General features: G+C 57.7%; 15 protein-coding genes and 2 tRNA genes. 16 read left to right on the top strand and 1 reads right to left on the bottom strand.

Annotated features, from left to right (window positions below):
- Window positions 1-229 precede the first annotated feature (229 nt).
- From dnaJ to AC3I0A_RS23255, 6 genes are all read left to right on the top strand, one after another.
- Window positions 230-1,354 carry a molecular chaperone DnaJ gene (dnaJ, locus tag AC3I0A_RS23280; protein WP_489374923.1) on the top strand — a complete coding sequence of 375 codons (1,125 nt, stop codon included), beginning with the start codon at window positions 230-232 and terminating at the stop codon, window positions 1,352-1,354.
- 10 nt (window positions 1,355-1,364) lie between these two features.
- Window positions 1,365-2,165 carry a 4-hydroxy-tetrahydrodipicolinate reductase gene (dapB, locus tag AC3I0A_RS23275; protein ID WP_489374922.1) on the top strand — a complete coding sequence of 267 codons (801 nt, stop codon included), beginning with the start codon at window positions 1,365-1,367 and terminating at the stop codon, window positions 2,163-2,165.
- Between the two features lie 257 nt (window positions 2,166-2,422).
- Window positions 2,423-3,559 carry a glutamine-hydrolyzing carbamoyl-phosphate synthase small subunit gene (gene carA, locus AC3I0A_RS23270; protein WP_489374921.1) on the top strand — a complete coding sequence of 379 codons (1,137 nt, stop codon included), beginning with the start codon at window positions 2,423-2,425 and terminating at the stop codon, window positions 3,557-3,559.
- A gap of 117 nt (window positions 3,560-3,676) precedes the next feature.
- Complete coding sequence (carB, locus tag AC3I0A_RS23265; protein ID WP_489374920.1) at window positions 3,677-6,898, top strand: carbamoyl-phosphate synthase large subunit; 3,222 nt, start codon at window positions 3,677-3,679, stop codon at window positions 6,896-6,898.
- Window positions 6,895-7,371 (top strand): transcription elongation factor GreA, encoded by a 477-nt coding sequence (greA, locus tag AC3I0A_RS23260; protein WP_489374919.1) that lies wholly within the window; start codon window positions 6,895-6,897, stop codon window positions 7,369-7,371. The genes carB and greA overlap by 4 nt, the downstream gene beginning before the upstream one ends.
- Window positions 7,372-7,399: 28 nt before the next feature.
- Complete coding sequence (locus AC3I0A_RS23255; RefSeq protein ID WP_489378582.1) at window positions 7,400-7,804, top strand: MFS transporter; 405 nt, start codon at window positions 7,400-7,402, stop codon at window positions 7,802-7,804.
- A 9-nt stretch (window positions 7,805-7,813) separates the two neighbouring features.
- Here AC3I0A_RS23255 and AC3I0A_RS23250 read toward each other — a convergent pair whose 3' ends face one another.
- The gene (locus AC3I0A_RS23250; protein WP_489374918.1) at window positions 7,814-8,122 is read right to left on the bottom strand and encodes a YhbY family RNA-binding protein; all 309 of its coding nucleotides are present in this window, start codon (window positions 8,120-8,122) and stop codon (window positions 7,814-7,816) included.
- Window positions 8,123-8,238: 116 nt separating this feature from the next.
- Between AC3I0A_RS23250 and rlmE the strand changes: the two genes are divergently transcribed.
- The 10 genes from rlmE to nusA all read left to right on the top strand — a co-directional run bounded on the left by rlmE (window position 8,239) and on the right by nusA (window position 16,817).
- Complete coding sequence (gene rlmE / locus AC3I0A_RS23245) at window positions 8,239-8,871, top strand: 23S rRNA (uridine(2552)-2'-O)-methyltransferase RlmE (RefSeq protein WP_003177853.1); 633 nt, start codon at window positions 8,239-8,241, stop codon at window positions 8,869-8,871.
- Window positions 8,872-9,071: 200 nt separating this feature from the next.
- Complete coding sequence (ftsH, locus tag AC3I0A_RS23240; RefSeq protein WP_489374917.1) at window positions 9,072-10,979, top strand: ATP-dependent zinc metalloprotease FtsH; 1,908 nt, start codon at window positions 9,072-9,074, stop codon at window positions 10,977-10,979.
- 8 nt (window positions 10,980-10,987) lie between these two features.
- On the top strand, window positions 10,988-11,839 hold the full coding sequence (gene folP / locus AC3I0A_RS23235; protein ID WP_489374916.1) for a dihydropteroate synthase: 852 nt from the start codon (window positions 10,988-10,990) through the stop codon (window positions 11,837-11,839).
- 16 nt (window positions 11,840-11,855) lie between these two features.
- Window positions 11,856-13,193, top strand: coding sequence for a phosphoglucosamine mutase (gene glmM, locus AC3I0A_RS23230; RefSeq protein WP_489374915.1), 1,338 nt, complete (start codon window positions 11,856-11,858; stop codon window positions 13,191-13,193).
- Between the two features lie 66 nt (window positions 13,194-13,259).
- Window positions 13,260-14,015, top strand: coding sequence for a triose-phosphate isomerase (tpiA, locus tag AC3I0A_RS23225; protein ID WP_489374914.1), 756 nt, complete (start codon window positions 13,260-13,262; stop codon window positions 14,013-14,015).
- 4 nt (window positions 14,016-14,019) lie between these two features.
- Window positions 14,020-14,403 carry a preprotein translocase subunit SecG gene (gene secG, locus AC3I0A_RS23220; RefSeq protein WP_489374913.1) on the top strand — a complete coding sequence of 128 codons (384 nt, stop codon included), beginning with the start codon at window positions 14,020-14,022 and terminating at the stop codon, window positions 14,401-14,403.
- A 28-nt stretch (window positions 14,404-14,431) separates the two neighbouring features.
- Window positions 14,432-14,517, top strand: a tRNA-Leu gene (locus AC3I0A_RS23215).
- A 95-nt stretch (window positions 14,518-14,612) separates the two neighbouring features.
- Window positions 14,613-14,689 (top strand) — tRNA-Met (locus tag AC3I0A_RS23210).
- 140 nt (window positions 14,690-14,829) lie between these two features.
- A complete protein-coding gene (gene rimP / locus AC3I0A_RS23205; protein ID WP_259499261.1) occupies window positions 14,830-15,288 on the top strand; it encodes a ribosome maturation factor RimP in 459 nt (152 codons plus the stop codon).
- A 47-nt stretch (window positions 15,289-15,335) separates the two neighbouring features.
- A complete protein-coding gene (gene nusA, locus AC3I0A_RS23200; protein WP_489374912.1) occupies window positions 15,336-16,817 on the top strand; it encodes a transcription termination factor NusA in 1,482 nt (493 codons plus the stop codon).
- The last annotated feature ends 26 nt before the right edge of the window (window positions 16,818-16,843 follow it).

Genomic DNA, 16,843 nt, shown 5'->3' with positions numbered 1-16,843 from the left:
GTAAGTGAATTTTTACAGCATGCGACAGTGTTCGGATGCTGGCGGTACGGTCGGGATGCTCCTGCTTTCGGTCGACAATTACCGCGTCTGCTGGCCAGCTTGCTGGCCGCAAATCAAAGACCAGGATCGTTGAATTGACGTGAGTTGGGTCCGGGCCTGTATTGGGGCTCAACGAGTTTGGCGAGGCTCAGGAGGGGTTTGCCGAACGTCCTTAAGAGTGCAAAGACTTATGGCAAAGCGTGACTATTACGAAGTGTTGGGTGTGGAGCGCGGCTCCAGCGAGACGGAGCTGAAGAAGGCTTACCGTCGTCTGGCGATGAAGCATCACCCGGACCGTAATCCCGATGACAAAGCGTCGGAAGATATGTTCAAAGAGGCCAACGAGGCCTATGAAGTGCTGTCCGATTCCAGCAAGCGCGCGGCTTACGACCAGTATGGTCATGCAGGCGTCGACCCAAGCATGGGCGGCGGCGGTGCCGGTTTTGGCGGTCAGAATTTCTCGGACATCTTTGGTGATGTCTTCAGCGATTTCTTCGGTGGCGGTCGCGGTGGTTCTCGTGGCGGCGCTCAGCGCGGTAGCGATCTGCGTTACACGCTGGAGCTGAACCTCGAAGAAGCGGTGCGCGGTACGACCGTGAATATCCGTGTTCCGACTCTGGTCAACTGCAAGCCTTGCGATGGTTCCGGCGCCAAGAAGGGCTCCTCGCCGATCACTTGCCCGACCTGCGGTGGTATTGGTCAGGTGCGGATGCAGCAAGGTTTCTTCGCGGTGCAGCAAACCTGCCCGCGTTGCCATGGTCAAGGCAAGGTCATTGCCGATCCGTGCGACTCCTGCCACGGCCAGGGGCGAGTCGAAGAATCCAAGACCCTGTCGGTAAAAGTGCCGGCTGGTGTTGATACGGGCGACCGTATTCGCCTGTCCGGCGAAGGCGAGGCGGGTGCTCAGGGTGGGCCGACTGGTGACCTGTACGTAGTGATCAATGTGCGCGAGCATGCGATCTTCCAGCGCGACGGCAAGCACCTGTTCTGCGAAGTGCCAATCAGCTTCGTTGACGCGGCTCTGGGCGGCGAACTGGAAATCCCGACGCTCGATGGTCGGGTCAAGCTGAAGATTCCTGAAGGTACGCAAACCGGCAAGCAATTCCGGGTTCGCGGCAAGGGTGTTGCACCGGTTCGTGGCGGTGGTGCCGGCGACTTGATGTGTCGTGTTGCGGTCGAGACTCCGGTCAATCTGGGGCGTCGTCAGCGTGAATTGCTCGAAGAGCTTCGCAGCTCCCTGGCGGACGACGATAAGCATTCGCCGAAAACCACCGGCTGGTTCGAAGGCGTGAAGCGCTTCTTCGGTGACTTGTAGGAGGTTAGGTATGCGTATAGCTGTGATGGGCGCTGCAGGGCGCATGGGCAAGGCGTTGATCGAAGCCGTGCAGCAGACGCCGGGTGCGGATCTGACGGCGGCGGTGCATCGTCCTGACAGCACGCTGCTTGGCGTCGATGCCGGTGAGCTGGTTGCGCTGGGTCGTATCGGTGTGCCGTTGTCGGGTGATCTGGCCAGGGTGGCGGATGAGTTCGACGTGCTGATCGACTTCACTCATCCGACGGTGACCCTGAAGAACCTGGCGTTCTGCCGCAAGGCAGGCAAGGCCATGATCATCGGCACCACCGGTTTCAGTGTCGAAGAGAAGCAGTTGCTGGCAGAGGCGGGCAAAGACATTCCGATCGTCTTTGCCGCCAACTTCAGTGTTGGCGTCAATCTTTGCCTGAAGTTGCTCGATACCGCGGCGCGGGTGCTGGGTGATGACGTCGATATCGAAATCACCGAGGCGCATCACCGGCATAAGGTCGATGCCCCGTCCGGTACTGCGATACGCATGGGCGAAGTGATTGCCGATGCCTTGGGGCGTGATCTCAAGGAAGTGGCGGTTTACGGTCGTGAAGGCCAGACCGGCGCGCGTGATCGGCAGACCATCGGTTTCGCCACTATTCGTGCTGGCGATATTGTCGGTGATCACACGGTGTTGTTCGCTGCTGATGGCGAGCGCGTCGAGATCACTCACAAGGCTTCCAGTCGCATGACGTTCGCCAAGGGCGCGGTACGTGCTGCGTTGTGGCTGGAGGGTCGTGAAGCCGGCCTGTATGATATGCAGGATGTGCTTGATCTGCGTTGAGATGCATCCAAAACAGGGTTCGGGCCAGTGCTTGAGCCCTGTTTTATCCCGCTAAGCGATGTTCTGTCGCATTCCTCTGCCTTTAGGGCTCATTAGCGGTAGACCAAAAAAGCCTTTTTCTGTAAGCTACAGCTTTAGTGTGTCCACTAAAAGCGCGCAGATAATTCGACGAAGAAGCGGGGTGACGTGTCTATACGTCATTCCGCTTTTTTGCAACCTGCGATCGCCCTTTCAGGCTTTATTTACGGGAGGTCTTCTTGACTAAGCCAGCCATACTCGCCCTTGCTGATGGCAGCATTTTTCGCGGCGACGCCATTGGAGCCGACGGTCAAACCGTTGGTGAGGTGGTGTTCAACACCGCAATGACCGGCTATCAGGAAATCCTTACCGATCCTTCCTATGCCCAGCAGATCGTTACCCTGACCTATCCGCACATCGGCAACACCGGTACCACGCCGGAAGATGCCGAGTCTGACCGCGTCTGGTCGGCCGGTCTGGTCATTCGCGACCTGCCGCTGGTTGCGAGCAACTGGCGTAATACGATGTCCCTGTCCGATTACCTGAAAGCCAACAATGTTGTGGCGATCGCCGGTATCGACACTCGCCGCCTGACACGCATCCTGCGTGAGAAAGGTGCGCAGAACGGCTGCATCATGGCCGGCGACAATATTTCCGACGAAGCGGCTATCGCTGCTGCGCGCGGCTTCCCTGGCCTCAAAGGCATGGATCTGGCGAAAGTCGTCAGCACCAAAGAGCAGTACGAGTGGCGCTCCACTGTCTGGGATCTGAAAACCGACAGCCACGCGACTATCGACGCCAGCGAGTTGCCCTACCACGTGGTCGCCTACGACTACGGCGTCAAGGTGAATATCCTGCGCATGCTGGTCGAGCGCGGTTGCCGCCTGACCGTGGTGCCGGCGCAAACCCCGGCCAGCGAAGTCCTGGCCCTCAAGCCGGATGGCGTGTTCCTGTCCAACGGCCCTGGTGATCCGGAGCCTTGCGACTACGCGATCCAGGCGATCAAGGACGTTCTGGAGACCGAGATTCCGGTATTCGGCATCTGCCTCGGCCACCAGTTGCTGGCCCTTGCCTCCGGCGCCAAGACCCTGAAAATGGGTCATGGCCACCACGGTGCCAACCACCCGGTTCAGGATCTGGACTCCGGCGTTGTGATGATCACCAGCCAGAACCACGGTTTTGCGGTAGACGAAGCGACCCTGCCAGGCAACGTTCGGGCGATCCACAAATCGCTGTTCGACGGCACCCTGCAAGGCATCGAGCGTACCGACAAGAGCGCCTTCAGCTTCCAGGGTCACCCTGAAGCCAGCCCTGGCCCGAACGACGTAGCGCCACTGTTTGATCGCTTCATCAACGAAATGGCCAAGCGACGCTAATCGCTCGCCCTGATGTGGCGAAGCCTGAGGGCGGTCCCGAAACCGGTGGCCCCCTCAAGGCTTCAGAGATTGAACAAGACGGCTTGCCGACTGACCTGCGGATTTGAGTGACAACTAATGCCAAAACGTACAGACATAAAAAGCATCCTGATTCTCGGCGCTGGCCCGATCGTTATCGGCCAGGCCTGTGAATTCGACTACTCCGGCGCCCAGGCCTGCAAAGCCCTGCGCGAAGAGGGTTACCGCGTCATCCTGGTGAACTCCAACCCGGCGACCATCATGACCGACCCGGACATGGCCGACGCCACCTACATCGAGCCGATCAAGTGGCAGACGGTTGCCAAGATCATCGAAAAGGAGCGTCCTGACGCGCTGCTGCCGACCATGGGTGGCCAGACCGCTCTGAACTGCGCCCTGGACCTGGAGCGCGAAGGCGTTCTGGAGAAATTCGGTGTGGAAATGATCGGCGCCAACGCCGACACCATCGACAAGGCGGAAGACCGTTCGCGTTTCGACAAGGCGATGAAATCCATCGGCCTGGCGTGCCCGCGTTCCGGTATCGCCCACAGCATGGAAGAGGCCAACGCGGTTCTCGAGAAGCTCGGCTTCCCGTGCATCATCCGTCCGTCCTTCACCATGGGCGGCACTGGTGGCGGTATCGCTTACAACCGCGAAGAATTCGAAGAGATCTGCGCCCGTGGCCTGGACCTGTCGCCGACCAAAGAACTGTTGATCGACGAATCGCTGATCGGCTGGAAAGAATACGAAATGGAGGTTGTCCGCGATAAGAAGGACAACTGCATCATCGTCTGCTCCATCGAAAACTTCGACCCGATGGGCGTGCACACCGGTGACTCGATCACTGTTGCACCGGCTCAGACCCTGACCGACAAGGAATACCAGATCCTGCGTAACGCCTCCCTGGCGGTGCTGCGTGAGATCGGCGTGGAAACCGGCGGTTCGAACGTGCAGTTTGGTATTTGCCCGGACACCGGTCGCATGGTCGTGATCGAGATGAACCCGCGGGTATCGCGCTCCTCGGCGCTGGCCTCCAAGGCCACTGGCTTCCCGATTGCCCGGGTCGCAGCCAAACTGGCGATCGGTTATACCCTCGACGAACTGCAGAACGAGATCACCGGCGGCAAGACCCCGGCCTCTTTCGAGCCGTCCATCGACTACGTCGTGACCAAGCTGCCACGTTTCGCCTTCGAGAAATTCCCTAAGGCTGACGCTCGTCTGACCACGCAAATGAAGTCGGTCGGCGAAGTCATGGCCATCGGCCGGACCTTCCAGGAATCCCTGCAGAAAGCTCTGCGTGGCCTGGAAGTAGGCGTATCCGGTCTTGACCCGAAACTCGACCTGAGCAACCCGGAAAGCATGGGCGTGCTCAAGCGCGAACTGACTGTGCCGGGCGCCGAGCGTATCTGGTACGTCGCGGATGCTTTCCGTGCCGGCATGACTGTCGAAGATATCTTCGGCATGAACATGATCGATCCATGGTTCCTGGTACAGATCGAAGATCTGGTGAAGGAAGAAGAGCGGGTCAAGACCCTCGGTCTGGCCACCATCGACCGTGACGTGATGTACCGCCTCAAGCGCAAAGGCTTCTCCGATGCGCGTCTGGCCAAGCTGCTGGGCGTGACCGAGAAGGCCCTGCGTCGCCACCGTCACAAGCTTGAGGTCTATCCGGTCTACAAGCGTGTCGACACCTGCGCCGCCGAGTTCGCGACCGACACCGCTTACATGTATTCGACCTACGAGGAAGAGTGCGAGGCCAACCCTTCGACGCGCGACAAGATCATGATCCTGGGTGGCGGTCCGAACCGCATCGGCCAAGGCATCGAGTTCGACTACTGCTGCGTTCACGCGGCGCTCGCGCTGCGCGAAGACGGGTACGAGACCATCATGGTCAACTGCAACCCGGAAACCGTATCGACCGACTACGACACCTCGGATCGCCTGTACTTCGAACCGGTAACCCTGGAAGACGTGCTGGAAATCGTCCGTGTCGAGAAGCCTAAAGGTGTGATCGTTCAGTACGGCGGCCAGACTCCGCTGAAACTGGCCCGCGCTTTGGAAGAAGCCGGCGTGCCGATCATCGGTACCAGCCCTGACGCCATCGACCGTGCCGAAGACCGTGAGCGCTTCCAGCAAATGGTCGAGCGTCTGAATCTGCGTCAGCCGCCGAACGCTACCGTTCGCAGCGAAGACGAAGCCATTCGCGCTGCCGGCAAGATCGGTTACCCGCTGGTGGTGCGTCCGTCCTACGTACTGGGCGGTCGGGCGATGGAAATCGTCTACGAAGAAGAAGAGCTCAAGCGCTATCTGCGTGAAGCGGTGCAAGTGTCCAACGACAGCCCGGTGCTGCTGGATCACTTCCTCAACTGCGCCATCGAGATGGATGTCGACGCAGTTTGCGACGGCACTGACGTGGTGATCGGCGCAATCATGCAGCACATCGAACAGGCTGGCGTGCACTCCGGTGACTCCGCTTGCTCGCTGCCGCCATACTCGTTGCCGGCTCACATCCAGGACGAAATGCGCGAGCAGGTCAAGAAAATGGCCCTCGAACTCGGCGTTGTCGGCTTGATGAACGTGCAGTTGGCGCTGCAAGGCGAAGACATCTACGTCATCGAAGTCAACCCGCGCGCATCGCGTACCGTGCCGTTCGTATCGAAGTGCATCGGTGTTTCCCTGGCGATGATCGCGGCTCGCGTCATGGCCGGTAAAACCCTGAAGGAAATCGGCTTCACCAAAGAAATCATCCCGAACTTCTACAGCGTGAAAGAGGCGGTGTTCCCATTCGCCAAATTCCCTGGTGTTGACCCGATTCTCGGCCCGGAGATGAAGTCCACCGGTGAAGTGATGGGCGTTGGCGACACCTTCGGTGAAGCGTTCGCCAAGGCCCAGATGGGTGCTAGCGAAGTACTGCCGACTGGCGGTACTGCATTCATCAGCGTGCGCGACGATGACAAACCGCTGGTTGCAGGCGTGGCCCGTGATCTGATCAACTTGGGCTTTGAAGTGGTCGCGACCGCCGGTACTGCCAAGCTGATTGAGGCCGCAGGCCTGAAAGTGCGCCGTGTGAACAAGGTGACCGAAGGTCGTCCGCACGTGGTCGACATGATCAAGAATGACGAAGTCACGCTGATCATCAACACCACCGAAGGTCGTCAGTCGATCGCTGATTCCTATTCCATTCGTCGCAACGCCTTGCAGCACAAAATCTACTGCACTACCACCATTGCTGCTGGCGAAGCCATCTGTGAAGCGCTCAAGTTCGGTCCCGAGAAGACCGTGCGCCGCTTGCAGGATCTACACGCAGGATTGAAGGCATGATCAAATACCCAATGACCGTCCAGGGCGCCAAAGCCCTGGAAGAAGAGCACGCTCACCTGACCAAGGTCGTCCGCCCGAAGCTTAGCCAGGACATCGGTACGGCCCGCGAGCTGGGCGACTTGAAGGAAAACGCCGAATACCATGCGGCCCGCGAACAGCAGGGCATGGTCGAGGCGCGGATCCGTGATATCGAAGGTCGCATGCAGAATGCGGTGATCATCGACGTCACGAGCATTCCTCATACCGGCAAAGTGATTTTCGGCACCACCGTCGAAATCGCCAATGTCGAAACCGACGAGAGCGTGACCTATCACATCGTTGGTGAGGACGAGGCTGACTTCAAGTTGGGCAAGATTTCGGTCGGTTCGCCTCTGGCTCGTGCCTTGATTGCCAAGGAAGAGGGTGATGTGGTTGCGGTTAAAACGCCTGGCGGCGTCATCGAGTACGAGATTGTCGAAGTTCGTCACGTCTGAAAGAAGGCGCCCGCTGCGTGCGGGCGCCATGCTCTGGCAGCTGACCCAGATGCTGTGGGTCGGAGGCGTGTGGTTGCTGCATATCGGTCTGCTGCCGGTGCTGGATCGAATTGGTCTGGCGCCGCTGCTGATCGCAGAAATCGGAAACATGCTAGGTGCGTTGCTGGTAGGGTTTGCAGCCGCGTGCGGGATTCTGCAGGTTCTGGTGCTGATACAGGCCGAAGGGCTGGCGAGTCTGTGGCTGGATATTCGTGGGCAACTGCTGCTGATGGCGTTGTATGCGTGCGGGATGTATTTCGCGGTGCGCGTCGGCTTGCCGGAAGCGCTTCGCTGGCAGTTGTTCAGCTATCTTGTTTTAGGTTTTTCCGGCCTTGTGCTGGCATTGCAACCCGTACCGGGATGGAGCGGCAGGGTGCGCGAAGCACACCCTTGACCCTTGATATCACTTGAAGCGGTGAACGTTCGACAGTTGCTTGTTGGCGCTGAAGTTCTTGCGATAAATCAACGCCATTTTGCCGATGACTTGCACCAGATCCGCTTTGCCAGCCTTGCACAGCTCGGCAATGGCTCCCAGGCGGGATTCGCGTTCGAGGATGTTGAGCTTGATCTTGATCAGCTCGTGATCGCTCAAAGCGCGTTCGAGTTCGGCTAACACACCTTCAGTCAAACCGTTGTCAGCCACAGTCAAAACTGGTTTCAGATGGTGGCCAATGGATTTGTACTGTTTCTTCTGCTCTTGAGTGAGCGGCATAATCTGACCCCTGTGTCTGATCTTGTAAAAAGCGGCGGCCAGTTTACCCGAGCGAGTCCGGGACCGCCCGGTTAATCACGACCCGTTTGTTTTTGAGTTTATTTTTGAGGTGGCCCGTGGCCCGTTCCAAGACAAGTCTTAAATGGCTGCAAGAGCATTTCAATGATCCATTCGTCAAAATGGCGCAAAAAGACGGGTACCGCTCCCGTGCCAGCTACAAGCTGCTGGAGATCCAGGAAAGAGACCGTTTGATCCGTCCAGGCATGAGCGTGATCGACCTGGGTGCGGCCCCGGGTGGCTGGTCCCAGGTGACCAGTCGTCTGATTGGTGGGCAAGGCACGCTGATCGCTTCCGACATTCTGGAAATGGACAGCATCCCGGATGTGACCTTCATTCAGGGCGACTTCACCGAGGACGCCGTACTGGCGCAAATTCTCGAAGCTGTCGGAAAAAATGAGGTGGACCTTGTGATTTCCGATATGGCCCCCAATATGAGTGGATTGGCGTCTGTTGATATGCCGCGATCAATGTTCCTGTGCGAGTTGGCACTGGATCTTGCGACTCGGGTGTTGAAGCCGGGTGGTGATTTTTTGATCAAGGTCTTCCAGGGTGAAGGCTTCGACGAATACCACAAGAGCGTTCGCAAGCAGTTCGAGAAGGTCACGACGCGCAAGCCGAAATCGTCGCGCGACCGTTCCCGTGAGCAGTACCTGTTGGGCCGCGGTTTCCGTGGTCGCAGTGAGGAATAAAAGGTTTTTCGACCGGGGTGATAGGTTTTTCGTATTTCGCCGCGTGAGCATTAACGAATATTGTGTAGAAAGTGTTTCACAAAGGGTTACAGACGGCGCCTGCCAGAGTCGTAGGTAATGTAGTAAGTTAGGCCGGTGAATATCATGCGAAGCGCGCGCCAGTAGCGGAGCTTGCTTCAGAGGGTAGTTAATTGAACGATATGGCAAAGAATCTGATCCTGTGGTTGATCATCGCGGCTGTCCTGGTGACGGTGATGAACAACTTCTCCAGCCCTAACGAGCCGCAGACCCTCAACTATTCCGACTTCATCCAGCAAGTGAAGGATGGCAAGGTCGAGCGCGTAGCTGTAGATGGCTATGTGATTACCGGCAAGCGCAACGATGGCGACAGCTTCAAGACCATTCGTCCGGCGATTCAGGACAATGGCCTGATCGGCGATCTGGTGGATAACCACGTAGTCGTCGAAGGCAAGCAGCCTGAACAGCAAAGCATCTGGACCCAGCTTCTGGTTGCAAGCTTTCCGATCCTGGTGATCATCGCCGTGTTCATGTTCTTCATGCGGCAGATGCAGGGTGGTGGCGGCGGTAAGGGCGGACCGATGAGTTTCGGCAAGAGCAAGGCGCGCCTGCTATCCGAAGATCAGGTGAAAACCACTCTGGGTGACGTGGCCGGTTGCGACGAGGCCAAGGAAGAGGTTGGCGAGCTGGTCGAGTTCCTGCGCGATCCGGGCAAGTTCCAGCGTCTTGGTGGCCGTATTCCTCGCGGCGTGCTGATGGTCGGTCCTCCGGGTACCGGTAAAACCTTGATAGCCAAAGCCATTGCTGGCGAAGCCAAGGTGCCGTTCTTCACCATTTCCGGTTCCGATTTCGTCGAAATGTTCGTCGGTGTCGGTGCCAGTCGTGTTCGCGATATGTTCGAACAGGCCAAGAAACACGCTCCATGCATCATCTTCATCGACGAAATCGACGCCGTCGGTCGTCACCGTGGCGCCGGTATGGGGGGTGGTCACGATGAGCGTGAACAGACTCTCAACCAATTGCTGGTAGAGATGGATGGTTTCGAGATGAATGACGGCATCATCGTCATCGCCGCAACGAACCGTCCTGACGTGCTTGACCCGGCATTGCTGCGTCCAGGCCGTTTCGACCGTCAGGTGGTGGTGGGTTTGCCGGACATTCGTGGTCGCGAACAGATTCTGAAAGTTCACATGCGTAAAGTGCCGATGGGTGATGACGTCGCTCCTGCGGTCATTGCCCGTGGTACTCCTGGCTTCTCCGGTGCCGACCTGGCCAACCTGGTGAACGAGGCTTCGTTGTTTGCTGCTCGTACAGGCAAGCGCGTCGTCGAGATGAAAGAGTTCGAACTGGCCAAGGACAAGATCATGATGGGCGCAGAGCGCAAATCCATGGTCATGTCCGAGAAAGAGAAGCAGAACACTGCCTACCACGAAGCGGGTCACGCTATCGTCGGTCGCGTTGTGCCTGAGCATGATCCGGTCTACAAGGTTTCGATCATCCCTCGCGGTCGTGCGCTGGGTGTCACCATGTTCTTGCCGGAAGAAGATCGTTACAGCCTGTCCAAGCGTGCATTGATCAGCCAGATCTGCTCGCTGTACGGTGGCCGTATCGCTGAAGAGATGACCCTGGGCTTCGACGGTGTCACCACGGGTGCCTCCAACGACATCATGCGCGCCAGCCAGATTGCGCGGAACATGGTGACCAAATGGGGTCTGTCGGAAAAACTCGGTCCGCTGATGTACGCCGAAGAAGAAGGCGAAGTGTTCCTGGGTCGCGGCGGCAGCCAGCACGCCAGTTTCTCGGGCGAAACCGCGAAGCTGATCGACTCTGAAGTGCGCAGCATCATTGACCAGTGCTACGGTACGGCCAAGCAGATTCTTACCGATAACCGCGACAAACTCGACGCCATGGCAGATGCCTTGATGAAGTACGAGACCATCGATGCCGAGCAGATCGACGACATCATGGCGGGTCGTACTCCACGTGAGCCTCGCGATTGGTCGGGTGGCACCGGTACTTCGGGAACTCCTCCGGTGGTGCAGGGCGAACGCCCGGAAACCCCGATCGGTGGTCCGGCTGCTGATGTCTAAGGTTTGAAATGACTTCTGTACAGTCCTCGACCCGGTTGCCTTGCGGCAACCGGGTTCTTGATTTGGCCCGCACGCACGTGATGGGCATTCTCAATGTCACTCCCGACTCCTTTTCCGATGGCGGCCGCTTCAGCCAGCTCGATGCGGCCTTGCGCCATGCTGAAGCGATGGTTGCGGCAGGTGCGATGCTGATTGATGTCGGTGGCGAATCGACCCGGCCAGGCGCGCGGGTGGTTTCGCCGATCGAAGAGCTTGAGCGCGTGGCACCCATCGTCGAGCGGATCCATCGCGAACTGGATGTGATCATCTCGGTCGATACCTCGACGCCGGCGGTCATGCGTGAAACTGCGCGACTGGGCGCGGGTCTGATCAACGATGTGCGCTCATTGCGACGCGATGGAGCGCTCGATGCGGCGGCGGCCACAGGTCTGCCGGTGTGTCTCATGCATATGCTCGGCGAGCCCGGTGATATGCAGGACAATCCCCGGTATCGAAATGTGACAGACGAGGTCAGCGAGTTTCTGGTCGAGCGTATGGCTCAATGCGCGGCGGTGGGTATCTCTCCCGAGCAGATCATTCTTGATCCGGGCTTCGGTTTCGCGAAAAGCCTGCAGCACAATTTGAGTCTATTCAAGCATATGGAGGCTCTGCATGCCTTGGGGCGACCCCTGCTGGTCGGGGTTTCGCGAAAGAGCATGATAGGGCTGGCGTTGAACCGTCCAGTTGGGGAGCGGCTGTATGGCGGTCTGGCTCTCGCAGCGTTGGCCATGGTCAAGGGCGCGCGGATTTTGCGCGTGCACGACGTGGCCGAGACAGTAGATGTAGTACGGATGATCACGGCAGTAGAATCGGCCGAATAAGAATGATGGAGTACTTATGACTAAAAAATATTTTGGCACCGACGGCATTCGCGGTCGGGTCGGCGAGTTTCCTATTACTCCGGATTTCATGCTCAAGCTCGGCTGGGCTGCGGGCATGGCGTTCCGTAGCATGGGCGCCTGTAAAGTGCTTGTGGGCAAGGATACGCGGATCTCTGGCTACATGTTCGAGTCTGCCCTTGAGGCCGGGTTGTCTGCAGCGGGTGCTGATGTGATGTTGTTGGGGCCGATGCCGACGCCGGCTATCGCCTACCTGACTCGCACCTTCCAGGCCGAAGCGGGCATTGTTATCAGTGCTTCGCACAATCCGCATGACGACAATGGCATCAAATTCTTCTCCGGGCAGGGCACCAAGCTGCCGGACGAAATCGAGCTGATGATCGAAGAGTTGCTCGATGCGCCAATGACGGTGGTCGAGTCGAGCAAGATCGGCAAGGTTTCGCGAATCAATGATGCGTCAGGTCGTTATATCGAATTCTGCAAAAGCAGTGTTCCGACCGGCACCAGTTTTTCCGGTCTCAAGATCGTTCTCGATTGTGCGCACGGCGCTACCTACAAAGTAGCCCCGAGTGTCTTTCGTGAGTTGGGGGCGCAGGTCACCGTGCTTTCCGCTCAGCCTGACGGTCTGAACATCAATGAAAACTGCGGTTCGACCCATATGGGGCAACTGCAGGCGGCGGTGCTCGCTGAGCATGCCGACCTCGGCATTGCCTTCGATGGCGATGGCGATCGGGTGTTGATGGTCGATCATACGGGCGCGGTAGTCGACGGCGACGAGTTGCTGTTTATCATCGCTCGTGATTTGCAGGGGCGTAACAAGTTGCAGGGCGGCGTCGTGGGCACTCTGATGAGTAACCTGGGGTTGGAGCTGGCTCTGGCTGACCTGGGTATTCCATTCGTGCGTGCCAATGTGGGTGACCGTTATGTGATTGCGGACCTGCTGGAGCGCAACTGGCAGGTGGGTGGCGAGAACTCTGGCCATATCGTCTGCTTCCAGCACACCACTACCGGCGACGCGATCATTGCTGCGCTACAGGTATTGATGGCCTTGAAAGGTCGCAAGGAGACGCTTGCCCAGTCCCGTCAGGCGTTGCGCAAGTGTCCTCAGGTCCTGGTCAACGTGCGCTTTTCGGGCGGTGTAAATCCGGTCGAGCATGCTCTCGTGAAAGAGGCTTGCGCCCGTGTTACAAGGGATATGGCTGGTCGTGGGCGGGTGCTTTTGCGCAAGTCCGGTACCGAGCCGCTGGTTCGCGTGATGGTTGAAGGCGATGATGAAGCACTGGTTCGCGGCTATGCCGATGAGCTGGCAAAACTGGTTACTGAAGTTTGCGCCTGATTTCGGCTTGCCAGTGTTGATGCGGTTGGGTAACATCTGCGCCCACTTTGACCGACGAGGTACAGCATGCGTCGCCCTATGGTAGCTGGTAACTGGAAAATGCACGGTACCCGCGCCAGCGTCGCTGAGCTGATCAATGGCCTTCGTCATTTGGCCTTGCCGAGCGGTGTTGATGTCGCGGTATTCCCGCCTTGCTTGTATATCAATCAAGTGATTGATGGCTTGAAAGGCAAGTCGATTACAGTCGGCGCGCAGAATTCTGCGGTGGAAGCCATGCAAGGTGCCTTGACCGGCGAAGTTTCGCCAAGTCAGTTGGTGGATGCAGGTTGTTCCCTGGTACTGGTTGGGCACTCCGAACGTCGCCTGATCATGGGTGAGCAGGACGGTGTTCTCAATCGCAAGTTTGCAGCGGCCCAGGCGTGCGGTCTGATTCCGGTGTTGTGTGTAGGGGAAACCCTCGAGCAGCGCGAAGCCGGAAAGACGCTGGAAGTTGTCGGGCGTCAGCTGGGTAGCATCATCGAAGAGCTGGGTGTCGATGCGCTGGCAAAGGCAGTAATCGCTTACGAGCCGGTCTGGGCCATTGGTACCGGGCTGACTGCATCACCGCAACAGGCGCAGGATGTGCATGCAGCCATCCGCGCGCAGTTGGCGGCAGAAAATTCTGAAGTCGCACGAGGTGTGCGGCTTCTATACGGCGGCAGCGTGAAGGCGGCCAATGCGGTCGAACTGTTCGGCATGCCGGATATCGATGGGGGGCTCATTGGTGGAGCTTCCCTGAATGCAGATGAGTTCGGTGCGATCTGTCGCGCCGCGGGAAGCTGAGAAAATGCTGGAAACAGTCGTAGTCGTTTTTCATCTGTTGGGTGCTCTGGGCGTTGTTGCTCTGGTATTGCTGCAACAGGGTAAAGGTGCGGATGCTGGCGCGTCTTTCGGAGCAGGTGCATCAAATACTGTGTTCGGAAGCCAAGGTTCCTCTACCTTTCTTAGTAAGTTTACTGCTATACTTGCCGCAGGTTTCTTCATAACCAGCTTAGGGTTAGGTTACTTTGCTAAAGAGAAAGCTCATGAGCTGACTCAAGTAGGTTTGCCAAATCCAGCGGTGTTGGAAGTTCCAAAGCAAAAACCGGCTTCTGATGATGTTCCGGTGCTTCAAGAGCAAAAGTCGGCACCCAATGCGACTGACGTACCTCCAGCTCAAGAGCAAAAGTAAGAAGGGTTTCATGCAGTAACGTTGTATTGCCGAGGTGGTGGAATTGGTAGACACGCAACCTTGAGGTGGTTGTGCCCATAGGGTGTAGGGGTTCGAGTCCCCTTCTCGGTACCAATTATCAGGAGAGCCCGCTGTTGCGGGCTTTCTTGTAGGTGGAGGTTAGATTGACCCTGCAAGGGATCAGTCGTATACTTCTGCCCCAGCTTTGTCGCGGGGTGGAGCAGTCTGGTAGCTCGTCGGGCTCATAACCCGAAGGTCGTCGGTTCAAATCCGGCCCCCGCAACCAGTTTTAGCGGAGCCCCTTTTCAGGGGCTTTTTGTTAGCTGGACACTTTCTACGCCGCTGTTCGACGGCGTTTCAAGGATGGGCGTTTCGCCCATTTTTTTATTTTGCACAGCATGCACATACATGCACGAGGGGGTTCAGGTGTCGAGCAAGCTAGAAGAGTTGCAGGCCTTGCTGGCCCCGGTGGTCGTGGCCCTAGGCTATGAATGCTGGGGTATTGAGTTTTCGGCTCAAGGTCGCCACTCAATGTTGCGCGTTTATATTGATAAAGAAGGCGGCGTGCTGGTGGACGATTGTGCCATCGTCAGCCGTCAGATCAGCGGTGTCCTGGATGTTGAAGATCCGATCGCCGTTGAATACACCCTTGAGGTTTCCTCGCCTGGCATGGAACGCCCACTGTTCACTCTTGAGCAGTTTGCAAAATTTGCCGGTGAACAAGTGAAGATCAAGCTGCGCTCGCCTTTCGAAGGTCGACGCAATTTTCAAGGCCTTCTGCGCGGCGTAGAAGAGCAGGATATCGTGGTGCAGGTTGAAGACCATGAGTTCCTGTTGCCGATCGATATGATCGACAAGGCCAACATTATTCCCAGTTTTGACTGAGACGCGGATCCCGCGGATCCAATGGCTTGCGAAAGGCGAGGCGTACGATGAGCAAAGAAGTACTGCTGGTTGTTGAGTCGGTATCCAATGAAAAGGGCGTACCGGCAAACGTTATTTTTGAAGCGCTGGAGCTGGCTCTGGCCACGGCTACCAAAAAGCGTTTCGAAGACGAAGTTGACCTGCGTGTGGAAATTAACCGCCACACCGGTGCCTATGAGACTTTCCGTCGCTGGGCGGTAGTCGAAGAGGCAGATCTGGACGATCCGGCTATCGAGATGTGGGTCGAGCAGGCTCAGGAAACCCAGCCTGGCGCTAAAGCTGGCGACATCGTTGAAGTCAAAATCGATTCGATCGAGTTTGGCCGCATCGCTGCACAGACCGCCAAACAGGTCATCGTGCAGAAAGTCCGCGAAGCCGAGCGTGCTCAAGTCGTTGATGCCTATCGCGAGCGCCTGGGAGAAATCATCTCCGGCACCGTGAAGAAAGTCACTCGCGATAACGTGATCGTCGATCTGGGCAACAACGCTGAAGCGTTGCTGGCTCGTGAAGACATTATCTCTCGTGAGACTTTCCGTGTTGGCGTGCGTCTGCGTGCGCTGCTCAAGGAGATCCGCACCGAGAACCGTGGTCCTCAGCTGATCCTGTCGCGTACCGCACCGGAAATGCTGATCGAACTGTTCCGCATTGAAGTGCCGGAAATTGCCGAAGGTCTGATCGAGGTGATGGCAGCATCCCGCGATCCGGGTTCTCGTGCCAAAATTGCGGTCCGTTCCAAAGACAAACGCATCGACCCGCAAGGCGCCTGCATCGGCATGCGCGGTTCGCGCGTCCAGGCAGTGTCTGGCGAATTGGGCGGCGAGCGTGTGGATATCGTCCTGTGGGACGACAACCCGGCGCAGTTCGTGATCAACGCCATGTCACCGGCTGAAGTCGCGGCAATTATCGTTGACGAAGATGCCCATGCAATGGACATCGCCGTTGGCGCAGACAATCTGGCTCAGGCCATCGGTCGCGGTGGTCAGAACGTGCGTCTGGCTAGCCAGTTGACTGGCTGGACCCTGAACGTGATGACCGAATCGGACATCCAGGCTAAGCAGCAAGCAGAAACCGGCGACATCCTGCGCAACTTCATCGACGAGCTGGAAGTCGACGAAGATCTGGCACAGGTTCTGGTCGATGAAGGCTTTACCAGCCTGGAAGAGATTGCCTACGTACCGGTGGAGGAAATGCTCAACATCGATGGCTTTGACGAGGAAACCGTCAACGAGCTTCGCGCTCGTGCCAAGGATCGTTTGTTGACTAAAGCCATCGCTACTGAGGAAAAGCTGGCAGACGCCCATCCGGCCGAAGACCTGCTCTCGCTTGAGGGTATGGACAAGGATTTGGCGATGGAACTGGCGGTGCGCGGCGTAATTACCCGCGAAGACCTGGCCGAGCAGTCTATTGACGACCTGCTCGACATCGACGGCATTGACGATGATCGTGCCGGCAAGTTGATCATGGCCGCCCGAGCCCATTGGTTCGAGTAATTAGGCGCGGCCTGAGGAGAGAAGTG

It is taken from the genome of Pseudomonas sp. KH_024_B2, from assembly GCF_057839965.1.
The sequence above is the reverse complement of the archived record's forward strand: the minus strand, read 5'-3'. Positions and strand labels throughout refer to the sequence as shown.